At 70.7% G+C, this 20,152-nt stretch carries 19 protein-coding genes; 5 read left to right on the forward strand and 14 right to left on the reverse strand.

Annotation, left to right across the window (positions count from 1 at the left end; all coding sequences use genetic code 11):
• Window positions 1-88 precede the first annotated feature (88 nt).
• The 10 genes from ACIBO2_RS06860 to ACIBO2_RS06905 form a co-directional block, all read right to left on the reverse strand.
• The gene (locus tag ACIBO2_RS06860) at window positions 89-4,063 is read right to left on the reverse strand and encodes an endo-alpha-N-acetylgalactosaminidase family protein (RefSeq protein ID WP_397295772.1); all 3,975 of its coding nucleotides are present in this window, start codon (window positions 4,061-4,063) and stop codon (window positions 89-91) included.
• 139 nt (window positions 4,064-4,202) lie between these two features.
• Window positions 4,203-5,003: a tryptophan synthase subunit alpha gene (gene trpA, locus ACIBO2_RS06865; RefSeq protein ID WP_357945518.1), complete on the reverse strand. Its 801-nt coding sequence runs from the start codon at window positions 5,001-5,003 to the stop codon at window positions 4,203-4,205.
• A gap of 112 nt (window positions 5,004-5,115) precedes the next feature.
• The gene (gene trpB / locus ACIBO2_RS06870) at window positions 5,116-6,321 is read right to left on the reverse strand and encodes a tryptophan synthase subunit beta (protein ID WP_358538839.1); all 1,206 of its coding nucleotides are present in this window, start codon (window positions 6,319-6,321) and stop codon (window positions 5,116-5,118) included.
• Window positions 6,322-6,359: 38 nt separating this feature from the next.
• The gene (gene trpC / locus ACIBO2_RS06875; protein WP_225291735.1) at window positions 6,360-7,199 is read right to left on the reverse strand and encodes an indole-3-glycerol phosphate synthase TrpC; all 840 of its coding nucleotides are present in this window, start codon (window positions 7,197-7,199) and stop codon (window positions 6,360-6,362) included.
• A gap of 119 nt (window positions 7,200-7,318) precedes the next feature.
• Window positions 7,319-7,750 (reverse strand): DUF2752 domain-containing protein, encoded by a 432-nt coding sequence (locus ACIBO2_RS06880; protein WP_357945515.1) that lies wholly within the window; start codon window positions 7,748-7,750, stop codon window positions 7,319-7,321.
• Entirely contained in the window at window positions 7,750-8,373 is a 624-nt protein-coding gene (locus ACIBO2_RS06885; RefSeq protein ID WP_397295775.1) for a CD225/dispanin family protein, read from the reverse strand. The genes ACIBO2_RS06880 and ACIBO2_RS06885 overlap by 1 nt, the downstream gene beginning before the upstream one ends.
• 117 nt (window positions 8,374-8,490) lie before the next feature.
• Window positions 8,491-9,081, reverse strand: coding sequence for a DUF4190 domain-containing protein (locus ACIBO2_RS06890; RefSeq protein ID WP_397295777.1), 591 nt, complete (start codon window positions 9,079-9,081; stop codon window positions 8,491-8,493).
• Window positions 9,082-9,211: 130 nt separating this feature from the next.
• Window positions 9,212-10,075, reverse strand: a complete 864-nt coding sequence (locus tag ACIBO2_RS06895; RefSeq protein ID WP_397295779.1) for a Trp biosynthesis-associated membrane protein — start codon at window positions 10,073-10,075, stop codon at window positions 9,212-9,214.
• A 161-nt stretch (window positions 10,076-10,236) separates the two neighbouring features.
• Window positions 10,237-10,587 carry a phosphoribosyl-AMP cyclohydrolase gene (hisI, locus tag ACIBO2_RS06900; RefSeq protein ID WP_358538129.1) on the reverse strand — a complete coding sequence of 117 codons (351 nt, stop codon included), beginning with the start codon at window positions 10,585-10,587 and terminating at the stop codon, window positions 10,237-10,239.
• A gap of 395 nt (window positions 10,588-10,982) precedes the next feature.
• Window positions 10,983-11,318, reverse strand: a complete 336-nt coding sequence (locus ACIBO2_RS06905) for an STAS domain-containing protein (protein ID WP_358538132.1) — start codon at window positions 11,316-11,318, stop codon at window positions 10,983-10,985.
• A gap of 164 nt (window positions 11,319-11,482) precedes the next feature.
• Between ACIBO2_RS06905 and ACIBO2_RS06910 the strand changes: the two genes are divergently transcribed.
• Window positions 11,483-12,310 carry an MEDS domain-containing protein gene (locus ACIBO2_RS06910; protein WP_358538134.1) on the forward strand — a complete coding sequence of 276 codons (828 nt, stop codon included), beginning with the start codon at window positions 11,483-11,485 and terminating at the stop codon, window positions 12,308-12,310.
• Window positions 12,303-12,692, forward strand: coding sequence for an ATP-binding protein (locus ACIBO2_RS06915; protein WP_358538136.1), 390 nt, complete (start codon window positions 12,303-12,305; stop codon window positions 12,690-12,692). Before ACIBO2_RS06910 ends, ACIBO2_RS06915 begins: the two co-directional genes overlap by 8 nt.
• Before the next feature lie 73 nt (window positions 12,693-12,765).
• Here the strand turns inward: ACIBO2_RS06915 and ACIBO2_RS06920 are convergent, their stop codons facing one another.
• Together ACIBO2_RS06920 and ACIBO2_RS06925 are read right to left on the reverse strand one after the other, a co-directional pair.
• Window positions 12,766-14,550, reverse strand: a complete 1,785-nt coding sequence (locus ACIBO2_RS06920) for an ABC transporter ATP-binding protein (protein WP_358538138.1) — start codon at window positions 14,548-14,550, stop codon at window positions 12,766-12,768.
• A gap of 46 nt (window positions 14,551-14,596) precedes the next feature.
• Window positions 14,597-16,420: an ABC transporter ATP-binding protein gene (locus ACIBO2_RS06925; RefSeq protein WP_397295783.1), complete on the reverse strand. Its 1,824-nt coding sequence runs from the start codon at window positions 16,418-16,420 to the stop codon at window positions 14,597-14,599.
• Window positions 16,421-16,507: 87 nt separating this feature from the next.
• Between ACIBO2_RS06925 and ACIBO2_RS06930 the strand changes: the two genes are divergently transcribed.
• From ACIBO2_RS06930 to ACIBO2_RS06940, 3 genes are all read left to right on the forward strand, one after another.
• Window positions 16,508-17,137, forward strand: coding sequence for a TIGR03085 family metal-binding protein (locus tag ACIBO2_RS06930; protein WP_358538140.1), 630 nt, complete (start codon window positions 16,508-16,510; stop codon window positions 17,135-17,137).
• A 170-nt stretch (window positions 17,138-17,307) separates the two neighbouring features.
• Entirely contained in the window at window positions 17,308-17,469 is a 162-nt protein-coding gene (locus ACIBO2_RS06935; protein ID WP_214637633.1) for a hypothetical protein, read from the forward strand.
• A gap of 61 nt (window positions 17,470-17,530) precedes the next feature.
• The gene (locus tag ACIBO2_RS06940; RefSeq protein WP_397295785.1) at window positions 17,531-18,892 is read left to right on the forward strand and encodes a glutamine synthetase family protein; all 1,362 of its coding nucleotides are present in this window, start codon (window positions 17,531-17,533) and stop codon (window positions 18,890-18,892) included.
• 93 nt (window positions 18,893-18,985) lie between these two features.
• Here ACIBO2_RS06940 and hisF read toward each other — a convergent pair whose 3' ends face one another.
• Both hisF and ACIBO2_RS06950 read right to left on the reverse strand, forming a co-directional pair.
• Entirely contained in the window at window positions 18,986-19,747 is a 762-nt protein-coding gene (gene hisF, locus ACIBO2_RS06945) for an imidazole glycerol phosphate synthase subunit HisF (RefSeq protein WP_357945485.1), read from the reverse strand.
• Entirely contained in the window at window positions 19,744-20,139 is a 396-nt protein-coding gene (locus ACIBO2_RS06950; RefSeq protein ID WP_358438859.1) for a Rid family hydrolase, read from the reverse strand. The genes hisF and ACIBO2_RS06950 overlap by 4 nt, the downstream gene beginning before the upstream one ends.
• Window positions 20,140-20,152 lie beyond the last annotated feature (13 nt).

Genomic DNA, 20,152 nt, shown 5'->3' on the forward strand with positions numbered 1-20,152 from the left:
GGCCCCAGACGAACCTGACCGACCCCTACCCGCCGACGAACCCGACACGCCGCTGACCGCAGAGACCGCCGACGAACTCGTCAGACCGCTAGCCGCAGGCGAACTTGGCGGCGCCCCAGTCCGCGTGGTCGTTGCCGTTGCCGTCGCCGCCGTCGCCCGCCACGAGGTCCACGTACCGGGCCCCGGTGAGGTCGGCGGTCAGCTCGTAGGCCGGATCGGCGGCCCGCAGCACCGGGCTGTGTGCCTTGACCGCCCCGTCGACGACCACGCTGTACTCCACGGACCCCCTGGTGGCCTGGACGTCGTCCACGCCGACGGAGGCTGTGAAGGCCGTACACCGGCCGCCGAGGTAGAAACGGACGTCGGCGGGCGCGTGCGTGCCCAGCCCCTTGGTGAACGTCTGGCCGCCGATCACGATCGGCGTGCCGTCGGCCGCGCCGAGATCGCCGTTGGACCGGTCACGCTCGACCGGCCCCCAGCCGTTGGCCGCGCTGACCCACTCCAGGTCGCTCGCCCAAGCCTCCGCCGTGGGTGGCGGCGGCAGCGTCCGTACGGTCGTCACCGCGCCGATCGACTTGGCGGCTCCCGCCGCGGTGTAGGCGGCGTCGGCCTTCAGCTCGTAGGTGTCATAGGGCGCGTCCGCAGGAGGTGTCACCTTCCAGGTGGTCACCAGCTTGCCGCCAGGCTCCACGGTGCGGGACTCCACAGTGCCGGTCTCCACTGAGCCGGACTTCACAGCGCCGGACTTCACAGCGCCGGCCCCGGTGGCGGTCCAGCCCTCGGGTACGGTCAGCGTCACCTTGACGTCCTGGGCCGCCACGTCCTCCAGGTTGACGAACGTGGTGGTGACCTCGGAGGCCGCGCCCTGCTCGAACGCGGGCGTCGCGGGCACCACGTCCAGCGACGCGCACGCCTGGGCCTCGGGGTCCTCCCCCAGGTCCTTGACGGCGAAGTCGTCGAGGACGAAATCGGCCCCGGCCTGCTCGGGCAGCAGCGAGCGGAGCCCGACCCAGACGTCGCCGCAGCCCGCGACCACCCGCTCGGCGAACCTGCCCGTGCTCCGCCGCTCCGGCACCGGCGTCCGCCGGGTCTCCACGCTGGAGGTGCCCTTGTCGTAGCCGGTCACCCAGGCGTAGGCGTCCGCCAGGGCGCTCTGGTAGCCGAAGGACACCTCGTAGGCGTGTCCCGGCTCGAACCGCACGGTCTGCGGCACGGTCCGGTAGACCAGCCCCTGCCGCTCCTCGTGCGCCTTGAGCGACCAGTCGCCGCTGATCACGTCGTCTACGGTCTTGCCGTTCCAGCCGGCCTGCGTGTACGGCTCGTGCCGCTCCGACAGATGCGTACGCGCGTCGAACGCGCCACCGGCGTCACCCTTGACGAACGGGCCCCACCCCGGCTCGGCGGACTCGAACGTCTCGGTCCCACCCGCCGGATCGCTCCGGATGAGCCGTACATCGTCCACCCGCACCGTCGCCGCGCCGGCGGCGGCCGTGATCCGCAGCGTGACGGAGTCGCGCGGCGCGGTGAAGGCGACCTTGACGCGCTGGAAGTAGGTGTCGTGCTTCTCGTCGGAGGCGATGTAGTTCTTGGCGGTCGAGCGCTGGATCGTCGCCTTCCGGCCACCGGCCTCCAGCGTGGTCTGCCTGGCCTGTCCGGGTTCGACCTCGACGAACGCCGAGGCGGTGTAGGTGCGGCCGGGCTGGAGGCCGGTCAGCCGCTGCTCCAGCCGGGCCTGCGGACCGCCGCCGAGCAGGGCCACGCGCTGGCCGCGCTCGTTCTTCTGGACGCTCACCGGGCCGGTGACCCGCCAGTCGCGCAGTCCGTCGCCGTTGAAGCCGGGATCGCGGACGCCGCTCCCCTCGCCCCAGCGGGGCTCTGCCTGGGCGGGCGCCCGGCCGGGGTAGAGCACGTACGGCACACCCGCCTCGGCCCGCAGGGTGATCTTGCCATCGGCCGGAGTGGCGACGCCCACCCGGACCCGGCCCTGGTTGGTGAGCTTGTAGACGGTCATCGGCCGGGCGGCGTCCCAGGTGGTGGTGCCGCCGGCCGGGTTGTAGTGGTAGAACTTGCCCGCCCACGGCAGCAGGTACGTCGTGCCGTCGAGCACCTTGTGACCGCCTGCGAACAGCTGGCGCCGGCCGTCCACCACCTTGCCGCGTACGCCTCCGGTGAAGGCGATTTCGTCGGGGTTCCAGTCGGTGATCTGGTAGTGCTGCAGGAACTTGGCCGGCAGGTTGTGTTCCCAGATGTTGCGGTAGAAGGCGGTGAAGTCGTTCTGCGCGGTCCAGCCCTCGAACTCGACGATGCGGGCGTTGCCCAGGATGGGGTGGGCGTTCCAGACGTCCTTCTCGCCGTTGCGGATGAACCGGATGATCTGCGAGTTCAGGCCCTTGTTGGTGGCTCCGCCGTAGTTGAGGTCGTTGGCCCAGTGCGACCACAGCGACGAGCGCTCCAGCTTGTCGGACCATTCGGTGGCCACCTGCCAGCCCTGCCCGCGCAGCTCGGTGAGCAGGCGGTCGGCCACCCAGCCGTGCGGGCGGTAGACGTCCACGTACAGGAGGGCCAGGTTCCTGTCGGTCTCGGCGCGCAGGCGCTGGAGCCGCTTGGCGAGGGTTCCTCTGGTCAGGTCGCCGCGCTGGTCGATCAGGTACGACTGGTCGAGCCAGTTCCAGCCCTTGGTGTCCTTGTTGACGAGCTGCTCGCTGAAGCTCTTCGCCTCGGGGTAGGACTCGGTGGCGTTGACGTGCACGCCGAACGTCGCGTTCCAGTCCTTGCCGGTTTTGAGCAGCGTGTTGAGGTCGGCCAGGCCGCCGGCGCGCTTGTTGTAGTCGCCGCCGTAGTCGGGGTGGGCCGAGTCGTGGCCCTCCGACTGGTACCCCTTGAGCAGGGCCAGCTGGCCCAGGCCGTCGGTGGCCAGCGAGATCCGCTTGACGTCGTCGAGGGTGCGCAGGAACGGGTGGGTGGCCTGGCTGGAGAAGTTGAACGGGATGTGCGCGATCACCCGGTCCTTGGTCCGGTCCGCGCCGGGCGCCTTGACGCCGATGCTCCTGAACGCGACGGCGCCGTCCTGCCAGTCGAGGCCGCCGTCGCCGTTGGCGTCGGGGGTGACCACGACCTTGGCCCACGGCAGGTCCTCGGTGAAGGGCGCTCCGGTGCCCCGGTAGGTCCACTGACCGCTCCACACGCCGACCCTGATCCGGCCGCCGTCCTCCTGCCTGGCCTGGTGCCAGAAGCGGGCCGCGTCCTTGTCGGTGACGCCTGAGGGGCGGTCGTAGGTGGAGTTCGACTCGACCGCGGCGGCCAGGGCGCCGGTGTTGACGATGGCGTACGAGGCGCCGATCGGGGCGGCGTCGGGCGCCGTCCCCGGAGTGACGGCGGAGAAGACGTCGGCCGTACGGGTGGAGTTGGGGTCGAGCCTGGTGAACGCGGTCGCGGCGCCCGGCTGGTCACTGCTCACCGACACCAGATCGTGTCCTGGCAGGTCGATGGTGTTGACCCGGAACGCCTCGGTGTCGGAGACCGCGTCGATCGCGAAGGTCGTCACCCGGTCCTTGACGCGGATGCTGGCGTCCAGCGTGACGCCCGCCTCGAAGGTCAGCCGGTAGCGGGCGGACGCGCCGTCGGTGCCGCGCAGCGCGACCGTGGCCTCGTACGGTGTGCCGTTCAGCACCACGCCGGGCACGGCGGTGCTGCCGTCGAGTACGGCGCCGCTCGCCTTGTCGGTGTAGCGCAGGATCCTCGGGAAGGCCGGGTCGAGGTCGACGGTCAGCTGCCCGGAGGAGATCCTGACGGGCTCGGCCACAGTGGTGGGCTCGGGGGCCAGGTTCTGCTGCGTGGGGGTCGGGGGCGTGGGGCCGGTGGTCGGCTGGTCGGGCGAGGACAGCTCGTAGGTGGGCGTCGGCTCCGGGTCGGGTTCCGGGGTGGGCTCCACACCTCGCGCGGAAGCCGCGGTGCCTTGTGCGGGAGTCTCCGGTACGCGCGTGGCCTGTGCGGGGGCGGCCAGGGCGACGCCCGATAAGACCAGGAGGGCGGCGGCTACGAGGGTAACGGGACTCCGACGCATATATGTCCTTTCACAGGCATGCGTCGTACTGCGTGGGGCCCCGATACCAACAACCCGCCACCGCAACACGCGCCATGGACCGACGCCAGAAATACTGACACTTGTCCAGTTGCGAGTCGCGGTATTTGACAGAAAACGGTTAGGCGCGGGAGCGGACGCCCGCCGCCATCTCCCGGGCCAGCACGCCGATCGACTCACGGCCGGCCGCCTCGTCGGGCGCGTCGAGCATCCGGCGGATGAACGCCGAGCCCACGATGACGCCGTCGGCGTAGCCGGCCACCTCGGCCGCCTGCTTGCCGGTGCCGACGCCCAGTCCCACGCACACGGGCAGCGCGGTGTGCGCGCGGGTGCGCTTGACCAGGTCCTCGGCCGCCACGTTGACGGTCTCCCTGGCGCCCGTGACGCCCATCAGCGAGGCCGCGTAGACGAACCCGGTGCAGCAGTCGACCACGGCCTTGATGCGCGCCTCGGTGGAACTGGGCGCCACCAGGAACACCGTGTCGATGCCCGCCGCGGCCGAGGCCGCCCGCCACGGCTCCGACTCCTCCGGCGTCAGGTCGGGCGTGATCGTGCCGACGCCGCCCGCGGCGGCCAGGTCACGTGCGAACCGCTCGGCGCCGTAGCGGTCGATCGGGTTCCAGTACGTCATGACCAGCGTCGCCGCGCCGGTGGCGGCGACTCCCTCGACCGTGCGCAGGACGTCGGCGATCCGGGTGCCGTTGACCAGCGACCGGTGCACGGCGTCCTGGATGGTCGGCCCGTCCATCAGCGGGTCGGAGTAGGGCAGCCCGATCTCGATCACGTCGCAGCCGGCCTCGACCAGGGCGGCGGCCGCGGTGATGGCGCCTTCCTTGGACGGGAAGCCCGCGGGCAGGTAGCCGACCAGTGCGGCCCGGTTCTCCGCCTTCGCCGTGGCGAAAACCGTCTGAAGAGTAGTCATGATCGTCCGTTCTCAGTGGTCAGGGGCCGCATCGCCGCCGTCCTTGCCATGGTGCCATCGGCCGCGGTGCTCGGGCATCTTCCAGAGCCGGTGCGGCGCGAACCCCGGGCCGTCAGAGGTTGAAGTACTTCATCGCCGTGCCCATGTCCTTGTCGCCGCGCCCCGAGAGGTTGACCAGGATGGTCGACTCGGGACCCAGCTCACGACCGAGCTCCAGCGCGCCCGCCAGGGCGTGTGACGACTCGATGGCCGGGATGATGCCCTCGGTCCTGGCCAGCAGCGAGAACGCGGCCATCGCCGCGTCGTCGGTCACACCGTGGTAGACCGCCCGCCCGGTGTCCTTGAGCCAGGCGTGCTCGGGCCCGACGCCCGGGTAGTCGAGACCGGCCGAGATCGAGTGCGACTCGATCGTCTGGCCCTCCTCGTCCTGCAGGACGTAGGTGCGCGAGCCGTGCAGCACGCCGACGGAGCCGGCGGTGAGCGTGAGCGCGTGCTCGCCGCTCTCCAGCCCGTGGCCGGCGGCCTCGTAGCCGTGCAGCTGGACGCCCTCGTCACCGATGAAGGCGTGGAAGATGCCGATCGCGTTGCTGCCGCCGCCGACGCAGGCGGCGACCGCGTCGGGCAGCCGGCCGGTCAGCTCCAGCATCTGGCGGCGGGCCTCGACGCCGATGATGCGCGCGAAGTCGCGCACGATCTCGGGGAACGGGTGGGGGCCGGCGATGGTGCCGAACAGATAGTGGGTCGTGTCGACGTTGGTGACCCAGTCGCGGAACGCCTCGTTGATGGCGTCCTTCAGCGTCTGGGAGCCGTTGGTCACCGGCACCACCGTGGCGCCGAGCAGCTTCATCCTGGCCACGTTGAGCGCCTGGCGCTCGCAGTCGACCTGGCCCATGTAGATGACGCACTCCAGGCCGAGCAGGGCCGCCGCGGTGGCGGTGGCCACGCCGTGCTGGCCCGCGCCGGTCTCGGCGATCACTCGCTTCTTGCCGAGCCGCTTGGTCAGCAGCGCCTGGCCGAGCACGTTGTTGATCTTGTGAGCGCCGGTGTGCGTGAGGTCCTCGCGCTTGAGGATGATCCGCGCGCCGCCGGCGTGCTCGGCGAAGCGCGGCACCTCGGTCAGCGTGGTCGGCCTGCCCGCGTACGTGCGCAGCAGGTGATCGAACTCGCGCAGGAACTCGGCGTCGTTCTTGGCCTTCTCGTAGACCGCGGCGACCTCGTCGAGGGCCGGGATGAGCGCCTCGGGAACGTAGCGCCCACCGAAGATGCCGAACTTGCCGTGCACGTCGGGGTCGTTGCCGTAGGCGCCGTTACCTGCCAGGTCGGCGGCGGTGAGAATGGTGCCGTCGTTTGCCACTGCTATCCCTCTGCTCCGTGGTCGGGGCGCGTCGCGGGGTGGGCGCCGGCGGTCACCAGCGCCTCCACGGCCTTGCGTGGATCCTTGCCGGTGACCAGGCTCTCGCCCACCAGGACGGCGTCGGCGCCGACCCGTGCGTAGGCGAGCAGGTCATGCGGACCCCGCACGCCCGACTCCGCGATCTTGATCACATTATCGGGGACCTTCGGCGCCAGCTTGGCGAACACGTCGCGGTCGACCTCGAGTGTCTTCAGATTGCGGGCGTTGATCCCGATGATCCGGGCGCCGGCCGCTACCGCCCGCTCCAGCTCCTCCTCGGTGTGCACCTCGACCAGCGGGGTGAGCCCGATGGACTCGGCCCGCTCGATCAGCGACACCAGGGCCTCCTGCTCCAGGCAGACCACCATCAGCAGCGCCAGGTCGGCGCCGTGGGCCCTGGCCTCCCACAGCTGGTAGGAGGTGAGGATGAAGTCCTTGCGCAGGATCGGGATGTCGACGCGGGCACGGACAGCGGCCAGGTCTTCGAGGCTGCCGCCGAACTTGCGCCGTTCGGTCAGCACACTGATGACGTGGGCGCCGCCCGCCTCGTAGTCGGCGGCCAGCGCGGCCGGGTCGGCGATGGCGGCCAGCGCGCCCTTGGACGGGCTGGAGCGCTTCACCTCGGCGATCACCGAGATCCGGTCGCCGCCGAGCGCGGCGAGCGCGTCTTTGGGCCCCGAAGCCCGCTCGGCCCGCTGCTTGAGCTCGTCAAGCGACACGGCCTGCTGACGGGTGGCGAGGTCGGCGCGCACCCCGTCGAGGATGTCGTCGAGGACGCTCGGCCCTTCGGTCCGCTCACTCACGCGCTTGGGATCCCTCCGGTCGGCAGTTGGGGGCGGCAGAGAGTTCGCATCGCGTCCGCTCCCGGCCTGTCTTGCGATGGTATCGGCCCCGACGTGGTCACCTCACCACAGGCCCCCGACTACGGCGCGAGAAACGCCCCGAATGGCAGGTTTCGGACCACCCAGTACACCAGCACTATGCCGAGAAACGCCCAAAGCCAAGCTGGATGCGCGAGTGTCGTCCGCCGGGGCTTGCCCTGCCAGGCGCGGACCAGCCAGCGCCCCCACCAGAACAGCAGAAACGGGATCATCGCCATGGCGAGCGGGTTGAGGCCGAGCGCGGTCACCGGGTCGAGGTGGGCCAGCGCGTGGATGGTGCGCAACGTACCGCAGCCCGGACAGTAGAGGCCGGTGGCCCACAGGAACGGGCAGGTCGGATAGTGGCCCGGCTGGTTGGGGTCGATCGTGCCGACGACCGCGAACACCGCCCCCGCCGCGGCGGCGACGCCGAGCGGCGCGAGCACGGACCGGAGCCGGTCGGTGCCGCGCCGCTCGAAGTTCGCGATGTCCATCAGTAACCGGACGGGGCGTTCGCGGCGACGATCACGAAGAGCAGGATGTAGCCGATGACGATGAGGATGTTGATGATCGCGCCGAAGATCAGCGCGCGCTTCCACCACGTCTTGGCTTCTTCCGAGGACTGCATCGCGCCCTGGTAGTCACCGGCCTGCCACTTCGAGTTCACCTGCGACGACTTGACAATCGACACGATCCCGAAGGGAAGGCAGCAGAACAGCGTCGTGAGGATGGCCGCGACCAGGTGGTTGTCCGGCGGGCTCTGCGGCGCGCCGTAACCGCCGGGCTGACCGTAACCGCCACCGGGGGGCGGGCCATAGCCGGGAGGCTGGGCGCCGTAGCCGCCACCGCTCGGGGGCTGCTGACCATAGCCACCCCCGCTGGGCGGTTGCTGACCGTAACCGCCACCACCACTCGGGGGCTGCTGACCGTAGCCACCGCCGCCGCTGGGCGGCTGCTGACCATAGCCACCGCCACTGGGCGGCTGCTGACCGTAACCGCCACCTCCGCTGGGCGGCTGCTGACCGTAACCGCCACCTCCGCTGGGCGGCTGCTGACCGTAGCCGCCGCCGGGCGGCTGGGCGCCGTAACCGCCGTCGCCCTGGTTTCCGTAGCTCATGCTGATGACTCCTCAATCTGTGGCGCGTTGCGCGCGGCAGCCTAGCGACAAACCACTATCGACGTGGAATAACGTCCACGTTGCGGACAATTTGTAACCGACTGGATGCCCTGCGGGTCAGTAGCTTCCAGTCGTGGTGGCGGTCGCGAGCCCCACGAAGGTCAGCCAAATACCGCCGAACACGAGCCAGAGAATCGCCCAGAGCACGATCGTGATGTACGAGGTGATCAGGCCGCCCATGGCCATGCCCTGGCCCTCTTCGCCGGTGCGCTTGATGCGGTTGAGGGCGATGTGACCGACGATGGCACCGGGGATGCTGGTCAGGCCGCAGAACAGCAGCCCGACGATGCCCAGGACGAGCGAGGCGACGGCTAGGCCGCTGGTGTTCCTCTGCGGGGCCCCGTACGCGCCGTAGCCAGGTTGCCCGTAGGCGCCCGGCGGCTGCTGACCGTACGCATATTCGCCGGACGGCTGCTGGCCGTAGCCGTAGTCGCCGGACGGCTGCTGGCCGTAATAGCCGCTCGGGGGCTGCTGACCGTAACCCGGAGACTGACCGTAGCCCGGGGATTGGCCGTAGCCCGGAGACTGCCCGTAGGCCGGAGGCTGCCCGTAGGCCGGAGGCTGACTCTGGCCCGGAGGCTGTCCGTAGCCTCCGCCGGGCGGCTGTGCGCCGTAACCCCCGCTGTTGCCCTGATCCCCGTAGCTCATGCCACTGGCACCTCATCCCCTCTTGGCCCGTTGCAGAGGCAGCTTATTGACGAAACGCGCGCCGGTCCGGCAACGGTTCAGACCGTGGACTTTTTGTGATGAGCCCGCGACGGGGAGGGGTCGCGCGCGGCTAGGTCGGGTCGTCGCCGCGGTCCAGGGCGTCCCACATGGAGCGGTCGCCGGTGGTCTCGGGACGCTCGCGGGTGTACTTGGCGGACATACCGGCCCAAGCGCCACCTCGTACGACGGCCACGACGCCACCCGCGACCATCAGCACCGCCCCGAGGCCGCACACCACGGGCCAGAGCGGCACCACGTCCCACTGGATCGCGCCTGTCGCGCGCATGACGTTCCGCTCGCGCAGCCAGCTCAGCACGCCGCTCCCGCCGGCCGCCTGCCACGCGCCGAGCCCGGCGCCCACGCCGCACAGGGCCAGTAGCACTCCGATCACCCGGCGACCGGCTCCCTTGGTGGCCAGCACGGCCACCACCCCGGCCAGCCCGGCCAGGGCCAGGGGCGTCAGAACCGGACTGAGGTCACCGCCGCTCGGCACGGCCAAAGCCCCTGTGCCGGCGCCGCGCACGTTCGTCACCCACGCCCGACCCGCGGCGACCAGCACCAGCACACAGCCGAGCGCCGTCACCACCAGCCAAGCGGTCAACTCCCGCCGCCCCCGCCGAGCCGCTACCTCAGCCGGAGACCCGCCCTGCTCCCCCGCTCCGCCCTGCTCCCCGGCTTCGGACACGTCACCCGTCTGAGACACGTCCGCCGCCCCGCCTGTCCCGGCCACGACCTCCGCCTGGATCTCGGGCTCCCGGCCACCCGACTCGGACCCGGCACCCGACCGCGACTTGGACATGGCCTCCGGCTGAGACGCGCTCTCCCGGCCACCTGTGCCGGACAGGTCACCCGCCCGAGCCCCGGACTCCCGACCGCCCAACTCTGGCATGGCCTCCGGCTGGGACACGGACTCCCGGCCATCCGACCGGGACATGGCACCCGACCGAGACCCGGACTCCGGGCCGCCTGATCGGGGCGCGGCGTCTGGCTCGGGCCGGGCACCTGACTCGGGCCGAGCGACCGACCCGGCTCCAGCGCTCGGCTCAGGTCCGGTGGCCGACCCGGATCCGGTGTCCGGGTCAGGTCCGGTGGCCGTCATGGTGTGATCGTCACCTCAAGCGTGTCGGCGTCGAAGCAGGTGTGGTCGCCCGTGTGGCAGGCCGCCCCCACCTGGTTCACCTTGAGCAGCACCGTGTCACCGTCGCAGTCGAGCGACACCCCCTTGACGTGCTGCACGTGCCCCGATGTATCCCCCTTCACCCAGTACGCCCCCCGGCTGCGCGACCAGTAGGTGGCCCGGCCCGTGGTGAGGGTGCGATGCAGCGCCTCATCGTCCATCCAGGCGAGCATCAGCACTTCGCCTGAGTCGTACTGCTGGACGATCGCGGGCACCAGCCCGTCGCCGTTGCGCTTGAGCCGCGCGGCGATCTTGGGGTCAAGGGACATGTCGTCATTCAACCAGCCGGAGCGGCCGCTCCCCGAATCGACGGTGGCACAGCCGCAGTTCCGGCCTGCCGTCGCCGGCGTGGGGAGGCGGCCGGTCACTGGTCACAGGACCGTCTTGATCCCTGTGACGGTCCGTCGTGGCTGGCGTCCCTTTGGAGGAACACCCCCTCCGAGGGAGTGAAAGAAGCTGCCCGTCCTGGCAGAGGCCCCTAAGGATGGACGTCCCGCCCCTGGGACAGCAGAAGAAGACCGTCCGTCGTGACAGAGGCCACCGACGCCCCTCCAGGAGATCCGACGAAGAAGCCCACCCGCCGTGACGGAAACCCCCACGAAGGACACCCCTCCAGGAGAGCGGAAGAACGGATACCCGGTGAACGGGCACCGCCCCCGAGGATCTAGTCGAGTGCCTGCGACAGCGTCTCGTAGATCGGGAACAGCGGTGCGATGTTGGTCCGGCGCAGGCGCCTCAGGACTTGGCCGTCCGTGGCGACCAGCGCCATGGTGCCGTCGCGATCCCGCAAAGCGGCAAGCTGGCGAACCAGCACCCCCAACCCCGATGTGTCGATGAAGGTCAGGTTGCTCAGGTCGACGACCAGGCGCGGCCCGTGTGTCGCGACCGCCTCGTCGAAACATTTGCGGACCTTTGACACGTTGTCCGCGTCGACCTCGCCCGCGAGGCTGACGACCACGAGCTCGCCATGTCGGCGCCGCGTCATCTCCAGCACATCCACGCCCATGCTCCTCATGACTCCGCCACTAGCGGCCCCCGCGGAAAAGGTACACCGGGACGCGCCGCGTTACCGAGGGTTTTGCGAAGAACGCATTACGTAATGATGCGCGGCGGAGTATTTTCTGTGCGACGCCCGGCAGACGCACGGCAGGGGGAGGGACGATCGTGGTGGACGTCGCGGGTTCCGTCCTCGATCCCGACCTGGGCGATCATGTCTGCCTGCCGTTCCAGGGCGATCGTGAGCGGATGGCCGCGACCAGGGCGTTCACGGCGAACGGGCTGCGCCGCCGGGCCAAAGTGGTGATCATCACCCACACCGACACGCCGGAGCGGACGCGGGAGTGGCTGGCGCCGCTCGTGCCGGGGCTGGCTGTGGCGGAGGCCGCGGGGCGGGTCGAGATCACGGCGTGCGCTGGCGCGGACGGGGCCACGTGGCTGCTGGGCGTGCTGGTCGCGGCCGGCGAGCAGGCCAGGGAGCAGGGGCATCGCGGCGTCTACGCGCTGGTCGACGCGGCTTGGGGGGTGCGGGACCCAGAGGGGCGGGAGGGGTTCGAGGCGGCGGTCAACGCGCTGTTCGGCGAGCGGTGGCTGGCGGCCGTGTGCCAGTACGATCGCGGGCTCTACTCGGCCGCGGCCGTCAACCGGGCGGCGGCCATCCACCCGATCGCGCCGGGGCAGGCGCTGCTGCGGTTCGTCAACATGCGCCCGCAGCCGGGACTGCTGCTGTCGGGTGACATCGACATCACCAACCGGCTGGCGTTCGCCTCGGTGCTGACCCAGCTGGAGGCGGTGGCGGCCGAGGTGGTCATCGACGCGACGGGGCTCGACTTCATCGACGCCGGCTCGGCCCAGTTGCTCGCGCTGACAGCGCTGGCACGCGCCGCCGCCCACCACCATCGCACGGTGGTGGTGTGCCGTGGGACGGTCGCACGCGTGCTGCGGCTGATCAGGGCCGACGAGGTCATCGCCGTCCGCCGGGCCGTCGATGGGTAGACAGGTCCTCTGTACGGGGTTCGCGCAGGGGCGGATCACTGCCCTGCGCAGATTGGTCACCGAGCGCGCGGCCGGGGAGGGTCTGGCGGGCAAGCGGCTGGAGGATTTCGTGCTGGCCGTCAACGAGATCACCACGAACGCCGTGCTGCACGGCGGCGGCAGCGGACGGCTACGGCTGTGGTGGCACGACGACCGGCTCTGGTGCGAGGTGACCGATGAGGGGCCGGGCCTGCCGCCCGGTTGGACCGGCGCCTCTCACACTCCGCCGGGGGACGAGCCGCGCGGGCGCGGGTTGTGGCTGACCAGGCTGCTGTGCGACCAGGTCACGGTCGTCTCCGGCCCGGGCGGCACCAGCGTACGCTTCGCCGCCGCCCAGGAATGAGCCCCGCAATGAGCCCGACCGCCCAGCAATGAGCCCGATCGCACCAAAAGAAGCGCACCAAAAGAGCAACACACTACGAGTGGGCGGCCGACACCCAGGAGGCGTGCAGGTCGGCGTACACGCCCGGCTCCGTCACCAGCTCGGCGTGCGGCCCCCGCTGCACCAGCCGCCCCGCGTCGAAGACGAGCACCTCGTTCGCGTTCTCGGCCGTCGACAGCCGGTGCGCGATCGAGATCGCCGTCCGCCCTCTGGTGACGCCTTCGAGCGCCCGCGCGAGTCGTACCTCCGTCGCCGGGTCGACCGCCGAGGTGGCCTCGTCGAGCAGCAGCAGGTCGGGGTCGGCCAGGTAGGCGCGGGCGAGCGCGACGAGCTGGCGTTCGCCCGCCGAGAGCGACTCGCCGCGCTGGCCCACCGGGGTGTCGAGGCCGGCGGGCAGGCCCTCCAGCCAGTCGGCCAGGCCGAGCTCGGTCATGGCCAGCAGGATCTCCTCGCGCGTGGCGGCGGGCCGGCCGTATCGGACGTTCTGCTCCAGGGTGCCGTCGAACAGGAAGCCGTCCTGCGGCACCATCACGATGCGCTCACGCAGCGAGGAGAAGCGCACGTCGCGCAGGTCGTGGCCGTCGACGGTGACGCGGCCCGCGACCGGGTCCATGAGGCGGGTGAGCAGTTTGGCGAACGTGGTCTTGCCGGAGCCGGTCTCGCCTACGATCGCGATGCGCGAGCGCGGCGGGATGGACAGCGTGACCTCGCGCAGTACGGGGACGCCGCCGGGGTAGCTGAAGTGCACGTCCTCGAAGGCGACGGAGATCGGGCCGCGCGGCAGGTCCACGCCGGAGCCGCCGGGGTCGGCCACGTCGGGCGGGGTGTCGAGGACGCCGAGGATGCGCCGCCAGCCGGCGACCGCGTTCTGGGCCTCGTTCAGCACCTCGGTGGCGGTCTGCAGGGGCGAGACGAACAACGTCACGAGGAACAGGAACGCCACCAGCCGCCCGGCCGTGATCTCGCCCGACAGCCCGAGCCGGACCCCGAGCAGGACGATCCCGGAGATGGCCACGGCGGCCACGATCTCGGTCAGCGGGAAGACGAACCCGACGATCGTCTGCGCCTTGATCTGGGCGGACCTGTTGGCATCGACGGCGGTGTCGATGCGGTCGGAGGTGCGCCGCTCGGAGGCGTACGCCCTGATGGTGGCGGCGCCGACGACGGACTCGCTGACGGCGGCGAGCATGTCGCCGGTCCGCTCGCGGACGGTGGTGTAGGCGCCGGACAGCCAGCGCTGGAAGCGCGGCAGCGCGATCACCAGCGGGATGAAGCAGGCCCAGACCAGCAGGGTGAGCTGCCAGGAATAGATGAACATCAGCACGCTGGCCACGAGCACCTGGCCGAACGCCACGATGATCATCAGCCCGCCCCATTGCATGAACGTGCTGATCTGGTCGATGTCGTTGGTGACGCGGGAGACGAGGGCGCCGCGGCGCTCGGTGTTCTGGGTGAGGACGGACAGGTCGTGCACGTGGCGGAAGCCGCGGACCCGCAGGGTGGCCAGTGAGGACTCGGTCGCCTTGTAGAGGCGAACGTTCATGACATATCCGGCGAGGGCGGTCAGGATCACGGCGGCGGCGCACAGGGCGACGGCCCGCCAGATGTACGGCAGGTCGGGGGTGCCGCCCTTGAGGCCGGTGTCGATGGTCTGCTGCACCGCGATCGGCACGATGATCTTGCCACCAGTGGCGATGACGGCCAGCGCCAGCGTCCCGGCCAGGCCGTTGCGGAACTCCGGCGTGAGCGAGAACCCCTGGCGGATCGTGGCCATCGCCGACCGCTCGGCGTTGCCGCGGATGCCTGTCTCCACGCTCATGCGCTGACTTCCCGCCCGGCGTTGCCGGGGATCCCCTGCCCGACGCTCATGCGCTGACCTCTTCTTCCTCGCTCGATGCTGCCTCGATCGGATCAATCTCTATGGCGGCCCTCTCGGCCTCCTCCCGCTCGTAGGCGGTCACCAGGTTCCGGTAGCCCTCGCAGCGCTCCAGCAGTTCCTCGTGGCCGCCCCGGTCGACGACCCGCCCCCGGTCCAGGTAGACGATCTCGTCGGCCAGCGCGATCGTGGCCATCCGGTAGGCGACGACCACGACGCTCGACGCCGCGTCGCGCAGGCCGTATAGGATCTTGGCCTCGACCTGCGGATCGACGCTGGAGGTGGCGTCGTCGAGAATGAGCAGGCGCGGGCGGCGGACGACCGCGCGAGCCAGCGCGAGGCGCTGACGCTGGCCGCCGGACAGTGACGTGCCGCGTTCGCCGACGCGGGTGTCGAGTCCCGAGGCGAGCTTGGCGACGAACCCGTCGGCCTGGGCCACGCGCAGCGCCGCCCACACGTCCGCGTCGTCGGTGTCCAGCCCGAGCGCGATGTTGCCGCGCACGGTGTCGTCGAACAGGAACGTCTGCTGCGGCACCAGCGCGACGGACTCGGCCAGCCCGCCGTAGGCGAGCCGGCGCACGTCGACGCCGTCGAGCAGCACCTGTCCGGAAGCCGGGTCGACCAGCCTTACGAGCAACTGCACCAGCGTCGACTTGCCGGACCCGGTCGGCCCCACCAGCGCGACGGTGCCGCCGGCCGGTACGTCGAAGGTGACGTCGTGCAGCACCTCGTCGGCGCCGTAGGCGTAGGAGACGTCCGAGACCTCCAGCTTGGCGGGCCGGGCCTCGCTGAGCGCGACCTCGCCGTACTCCATGGAACCCTCGGCCTCCAGTACGGCCTGCACCCGCTGCCAGCCGACGACGCTGCGCGGCAGTTCGGCCAGCACCCAGCCGAGCGCCCGGATGGGGAAGGACAGCAGCGTGAACAGGTAGGCGACCTGCACCAGCTCGCCGGAGTCGATCGAGCTGGTGGACAGCCGCAGCGCGCCGACGCCGAGCACCGCGAGCACGCCGAGCGTGGGCAGGGCCTCCAGCAGGGGGTCGAACAGGCCGCGCACCCGCCCGACGGCGATGTTCGCGTCACGCAGCTCGTGCGCGCGCCGCTGGAAGCGCTCGGTCTCCATCGCCTCCCTGCCGAGCGTCTTGACGACCAGCGCGCCGTCGAAGCTCTCGTGCGCGATCTCGCTGACCTCCGCGCGCAGCTGCTGCGCGCGGGTGGCGAGCGGGCTCAGGCGGCGCTGGTAGATCAGGTTCAGCACGGCGATGGCCGGGAAGATCAGGAAGCCCACCAGGGCGAGCATGGGATCGGTGAGCAGCATCCCGATCGCCGCGGTGAACAGCATGACGATCACGCCGACCGCCATGGGCAGCGGCGCGAGCGGCGCCCAGGCCGCCTCGGCGTCGGCGCTGGCGTTGGACAGCAGCTGCCCGGTCGGGTGCTGGTGGTGCCACGACAGGGGCAGCCGCAGGTACTGCCTGGTGACCGCGCGCCGCGAGCGGGCCTGCATGCGGTACTGCATCAGCCCGGCCAGGATGCGACGGCCCGCCACACCGATGGATTTGAGCAGCGCCGCGCCCATGATGAGCAGCACGCCGATCCAGAGCGCCCCCGCGGCGGTGTCGCCGTGATCGAAGGCGGGGAGCACGACGTTCTGGGTGGCCCAGCCGAGAGCCCACGCGGACGCCACGGTCATGCCACCGTAGAGCGCGCTGGCCAGGACGGCCGCGGCGAACACCGCCTTCTCCGTACGGACGGCCACCCCAAGGACGCGCAGCCCTTGACGCATGACAGCCGAGGTGACCTTGGTCGCCACTCGCAAATTTTCCTTTCCCCGCCCATTTCTACATATGTCACTATCACTGGCGATCAACACGTTATTCCCGCGGGTAGGGTTGGCCGCGTGACTCACGCTCGTAGCGAACGCGCCGCGCTGTGCGACCTGCTCGACCAGCTCGGCCCGGACGCGCCGACGCTCTGCACAGGCTGGAACACCGCTGACCTGGCAGCCCACCTGGTCCTGCGCGAGCGCCGGCCCGACGCCATGGGCGGCATCGCCCTCAAGCCGCTGGCCGGCTACACGGCCTCGGTGCAGGAGGGGCTGAAGGCCAAGCACTCCTACCCCGAGCTGGTCGACCTGGTCCGCAAGCCGGGCGGCGTGTACGGCGTGCTCCCCTTCCTCGACGACGCCGTCAACACCCTGGAGTTCTTCGTCCACCACGAGGACGTGCGCCGCGCGCAGCCGGAGTGGGAGCCGCGCGAGCTGCCCGCCGATCTGGAGCAGATCATGTGGAAGCGGGTGGCCGGCGGCGGACGGATAATGCTGCGCCGATCACCCGTGGGCGTGGTGCTGCACCGCCTGGGCGGCGGCGTGACGCTGGGCGGCGCGCAGCAGGGCCCGAAGGTGGAGGTGACGGGCCGGGCGGGCGAGCTGCTGCTGTTCTGCTTCGGGCGTCAGGAGCACGCCAGGGTCGAACTGGCGGGCGATGCCGACGCCGTCGCCCGGCTCAAGAACGCCAAGCTGGGCATGTGATGGCACACCAACTTCCGGGGCTCCATAGGGGCCTCGGCGATACCTCTTGGCCTTACCATGGCGTGAGAAACAAGCCCCCCGGTTAGGATCAAGGAACGTCTTCACAGAAGATGCCAAGGATCGCCCAGATCCGGGTATATACGGCTGGGAATGGACTGCAGGAGGCCCCCATGCAGGTCAAGAAGGTGGTCACGTACGTTCTAGTGGCGTTCGTGATTTTCTACCTGTTCACCCGGCCGGCCCAGGCCGCATCCGCGGTTAACGGCGTGTTCGACGGGATCGTTCATGGCGCCAACCAGTTGGCTGTCTTCTTTACCAATGTGCTGACCTGACGTGTGGTTCTGTCTGCGCTAGACGCTTCCCCACGATGCCAGATCGTGTTACGCAGGCAGAATGAGAGATCGTCCGAGCGTCACCAAACTCAATCAGCCTGATCCCCACGCCCGGCGCGTCCTCGAACGCGCCGAGATCGAGGGGATCGAGCTGGTCCGCTTCCTGTACGCCGACCACGGAGGCGTCATCCGTGGGAAGGCGGCATCCCGGTCGCGACTCGCCGAGCGGCTCAACACCGGGATCGGGCACACGGTGGCGATGATGGCGATGAACATGCTCGACCAGTTGCAGGAGGTCGAGCACCTGGGTCCGGTGGGCGAGGTGCGCATCGTCCCCGATCCCTCTACCTTCGTCCCGCTCCCCCACGCTCCCGGCGCCGCGGCGATGCTCTCAGATCTCCGCGAGCCGGACGGCTCACCCTGGGCGGCCTGCGCACGCACCTTCCTCAAGGACGCGGTCGGCGCGCTGGCGGACGAGGGCTACACCCTGCTGGCCGCCTTCGAGCCGGAGTTCACGCTCGGCCGGCGTCTGCCCGACCCTACGGGCGGCTTCGACAGACTGGTGCCGCTCGACGACACGCTGTGCTACGCCGCCACCGGCTTCGACACCGCCCACGACTACACGATCAAGCTGATCCGCGCCCTGGAGACGCAGGGCCTGCACGTCGAGCACTACCACCCCGAGCTCGGGCCGGGCCAGCAGGAGCTGTCCGTACGCCACGCGCCCGCGCTACGGGCCGCCGACAACCACGTCCTCTACCGCGAGACCGTGCGCGGGGTCGCGATGCGCATGTCGATGTGGGCGTCACTGGCCCCCAAGCCGCTGGCCGACCAGGCGGGCAACGGGGCCCACCTGCACCTGTCCCTGTGGAACGACACCCAGAACGTCTTCGCCGAGGACGGCGAGCTGCGGGCGGCCTTCATCGGCGGCCTGATCGCCCACCTGCCCGCCCTGACCGCGCTGACCTGCGGCAGCGTCAACGGCTTCCGGCGGCTGGCGCCGCGCACGTGGGCCAGCGCCTACGCCGTCTACGGCCCCGACAACCGGGAGGCCGCGATCCGGGTCTGCTCGCCGCTCGGCGAGAGCGGCGAGCCGAATCTGGAGCTCAAGCCGTCCGACTCCTCGGCCAACCCGTACCTGTCGCTCGGCGCGGTCATCCACGCCGGGCTCGACGGGATCCGGCGCAAGCTGGACCCCGGCGAGGCGGTCGACGTCGACCCCGACACGCGGCCCGGCCGCTACCCGCGCCTGCCCGCCTCACTGGAGGAGGCGCTCGACGCCCTGGAGGCCGACGAGATGCTCATGGAGGCGCTCGGCCCGCTACGGCGTAGCGCGTACCTGGCCGTGAAGCGGTCCGAGGCCGCCGCGTTCGCGGCCAAGGACGCCTCCTATGAGCTGTTCCACCACATGCGGGTGTTCTAGCCGGACCGGGTGGCCGACCGTCCGCTGGTCTGGCAGACCGGATGGCCAACCGTCCGCTGGTCTGGCAGACCAGCTGACCGGCCGTCCGCCGGTCTAGCGGACCGGGTGGCCGGCCATCCGCAGCGTGTCCTTGACCTCGGAGATCTTCAGGGTCCCGAAGTGGAACACACTCGCCGCCAGCACCGCGTCGGCGCCGGCCGCGACCGCCGGAGGGAAGTCCTCCAGCCGCCCGGCGCCACCGCTGGCGATCACCGGCACCCGGACCGCGGCCCTGACCGCGTGCAGCAGCTCGAGGTCGTAACCGTCGAGCGTGCCGTCGCCGTCCATCGAGTTGAGCAGGATCTCGCCGACGCCGAGCTCCTCACCGCGCGCGGCCCACTCGACCGCGTCGATGCCGGTGCCGCGGCGCCCGCCGTGCGTGGTCACCTCGAAGCCGCTCTCGGTGCCCGGCGCCCGCCGCGCGTCGACCGACAGCACCACACACTGCGCGCCGAAGCGCCGCGACGCCTCGGTGAGCAGCTCGGGCCGGGCGATGGCGGCGGTGTTGAACGACACCTTGTCGGCTCCCGCGCGCAGCAGCGTGTTGACGTCGTCGACCGAGCGGATGCCACCGCCCACGGTCAGCGGGATGAACACCTGCTCGGCGGTCCTGCGCACCACGTCGAGCATGGTGTCGCGCTCGCCCGACGAGGCGGTGATGTCGAGGAAGGTCAGCTCGTCGGCCCCCTCGGCGTCGTAGCGCCTGGCCAGTTCGACCGGGTCGCCCGCGTCGCGCAGGTTGGCGAAGTTGACGCCCTTGACCACGCGCCCCGCGTCCACGTCCAGGCACGGGATCACCCGTACGGCTACCGTCATGCCCGAAGCGCCTCTATCTCGATCTCGACCAGCATGTTGGGATCCACCAGCCCGGCGACGCGAACGCCGGTGCAGGCGGGACGCACCCGCCCGAACACCTCGCCGATCGCCCGCCCGACCTGGTCGAAGTGGCCGTGCTCGACCACGTAGTAGCGGACCATGACGACGTCCTCCCTGCTCAGGCCGCCCATCGCGACCGCTTCGAGGGCGATGTCCATGGCCGTCCTGCTCTGCAGGTAGGCGTCACCGTGGTGACGTACCTCGCCGTCGACGGTGGCGGTGCACCCGGACACGATCACCCGGTCACCGACGACCACCGCCCTCGCGTAGCCGTATCTCTCTTCCCAGATGCCTCCGGAGAACACCCTTGGTCCGGTGCTTTCCATACTCATGCTGCCCATCACG

The sequence above is a fragment of the Nonomuraea sp. NPDC050022 genome (genome assembly GCF_044460705.1).
GTDB lineage: Bacteria > Actinomycetota > Actinomycetes > Streptosporangiales > Streptosporangiaceae > Nonomuraea.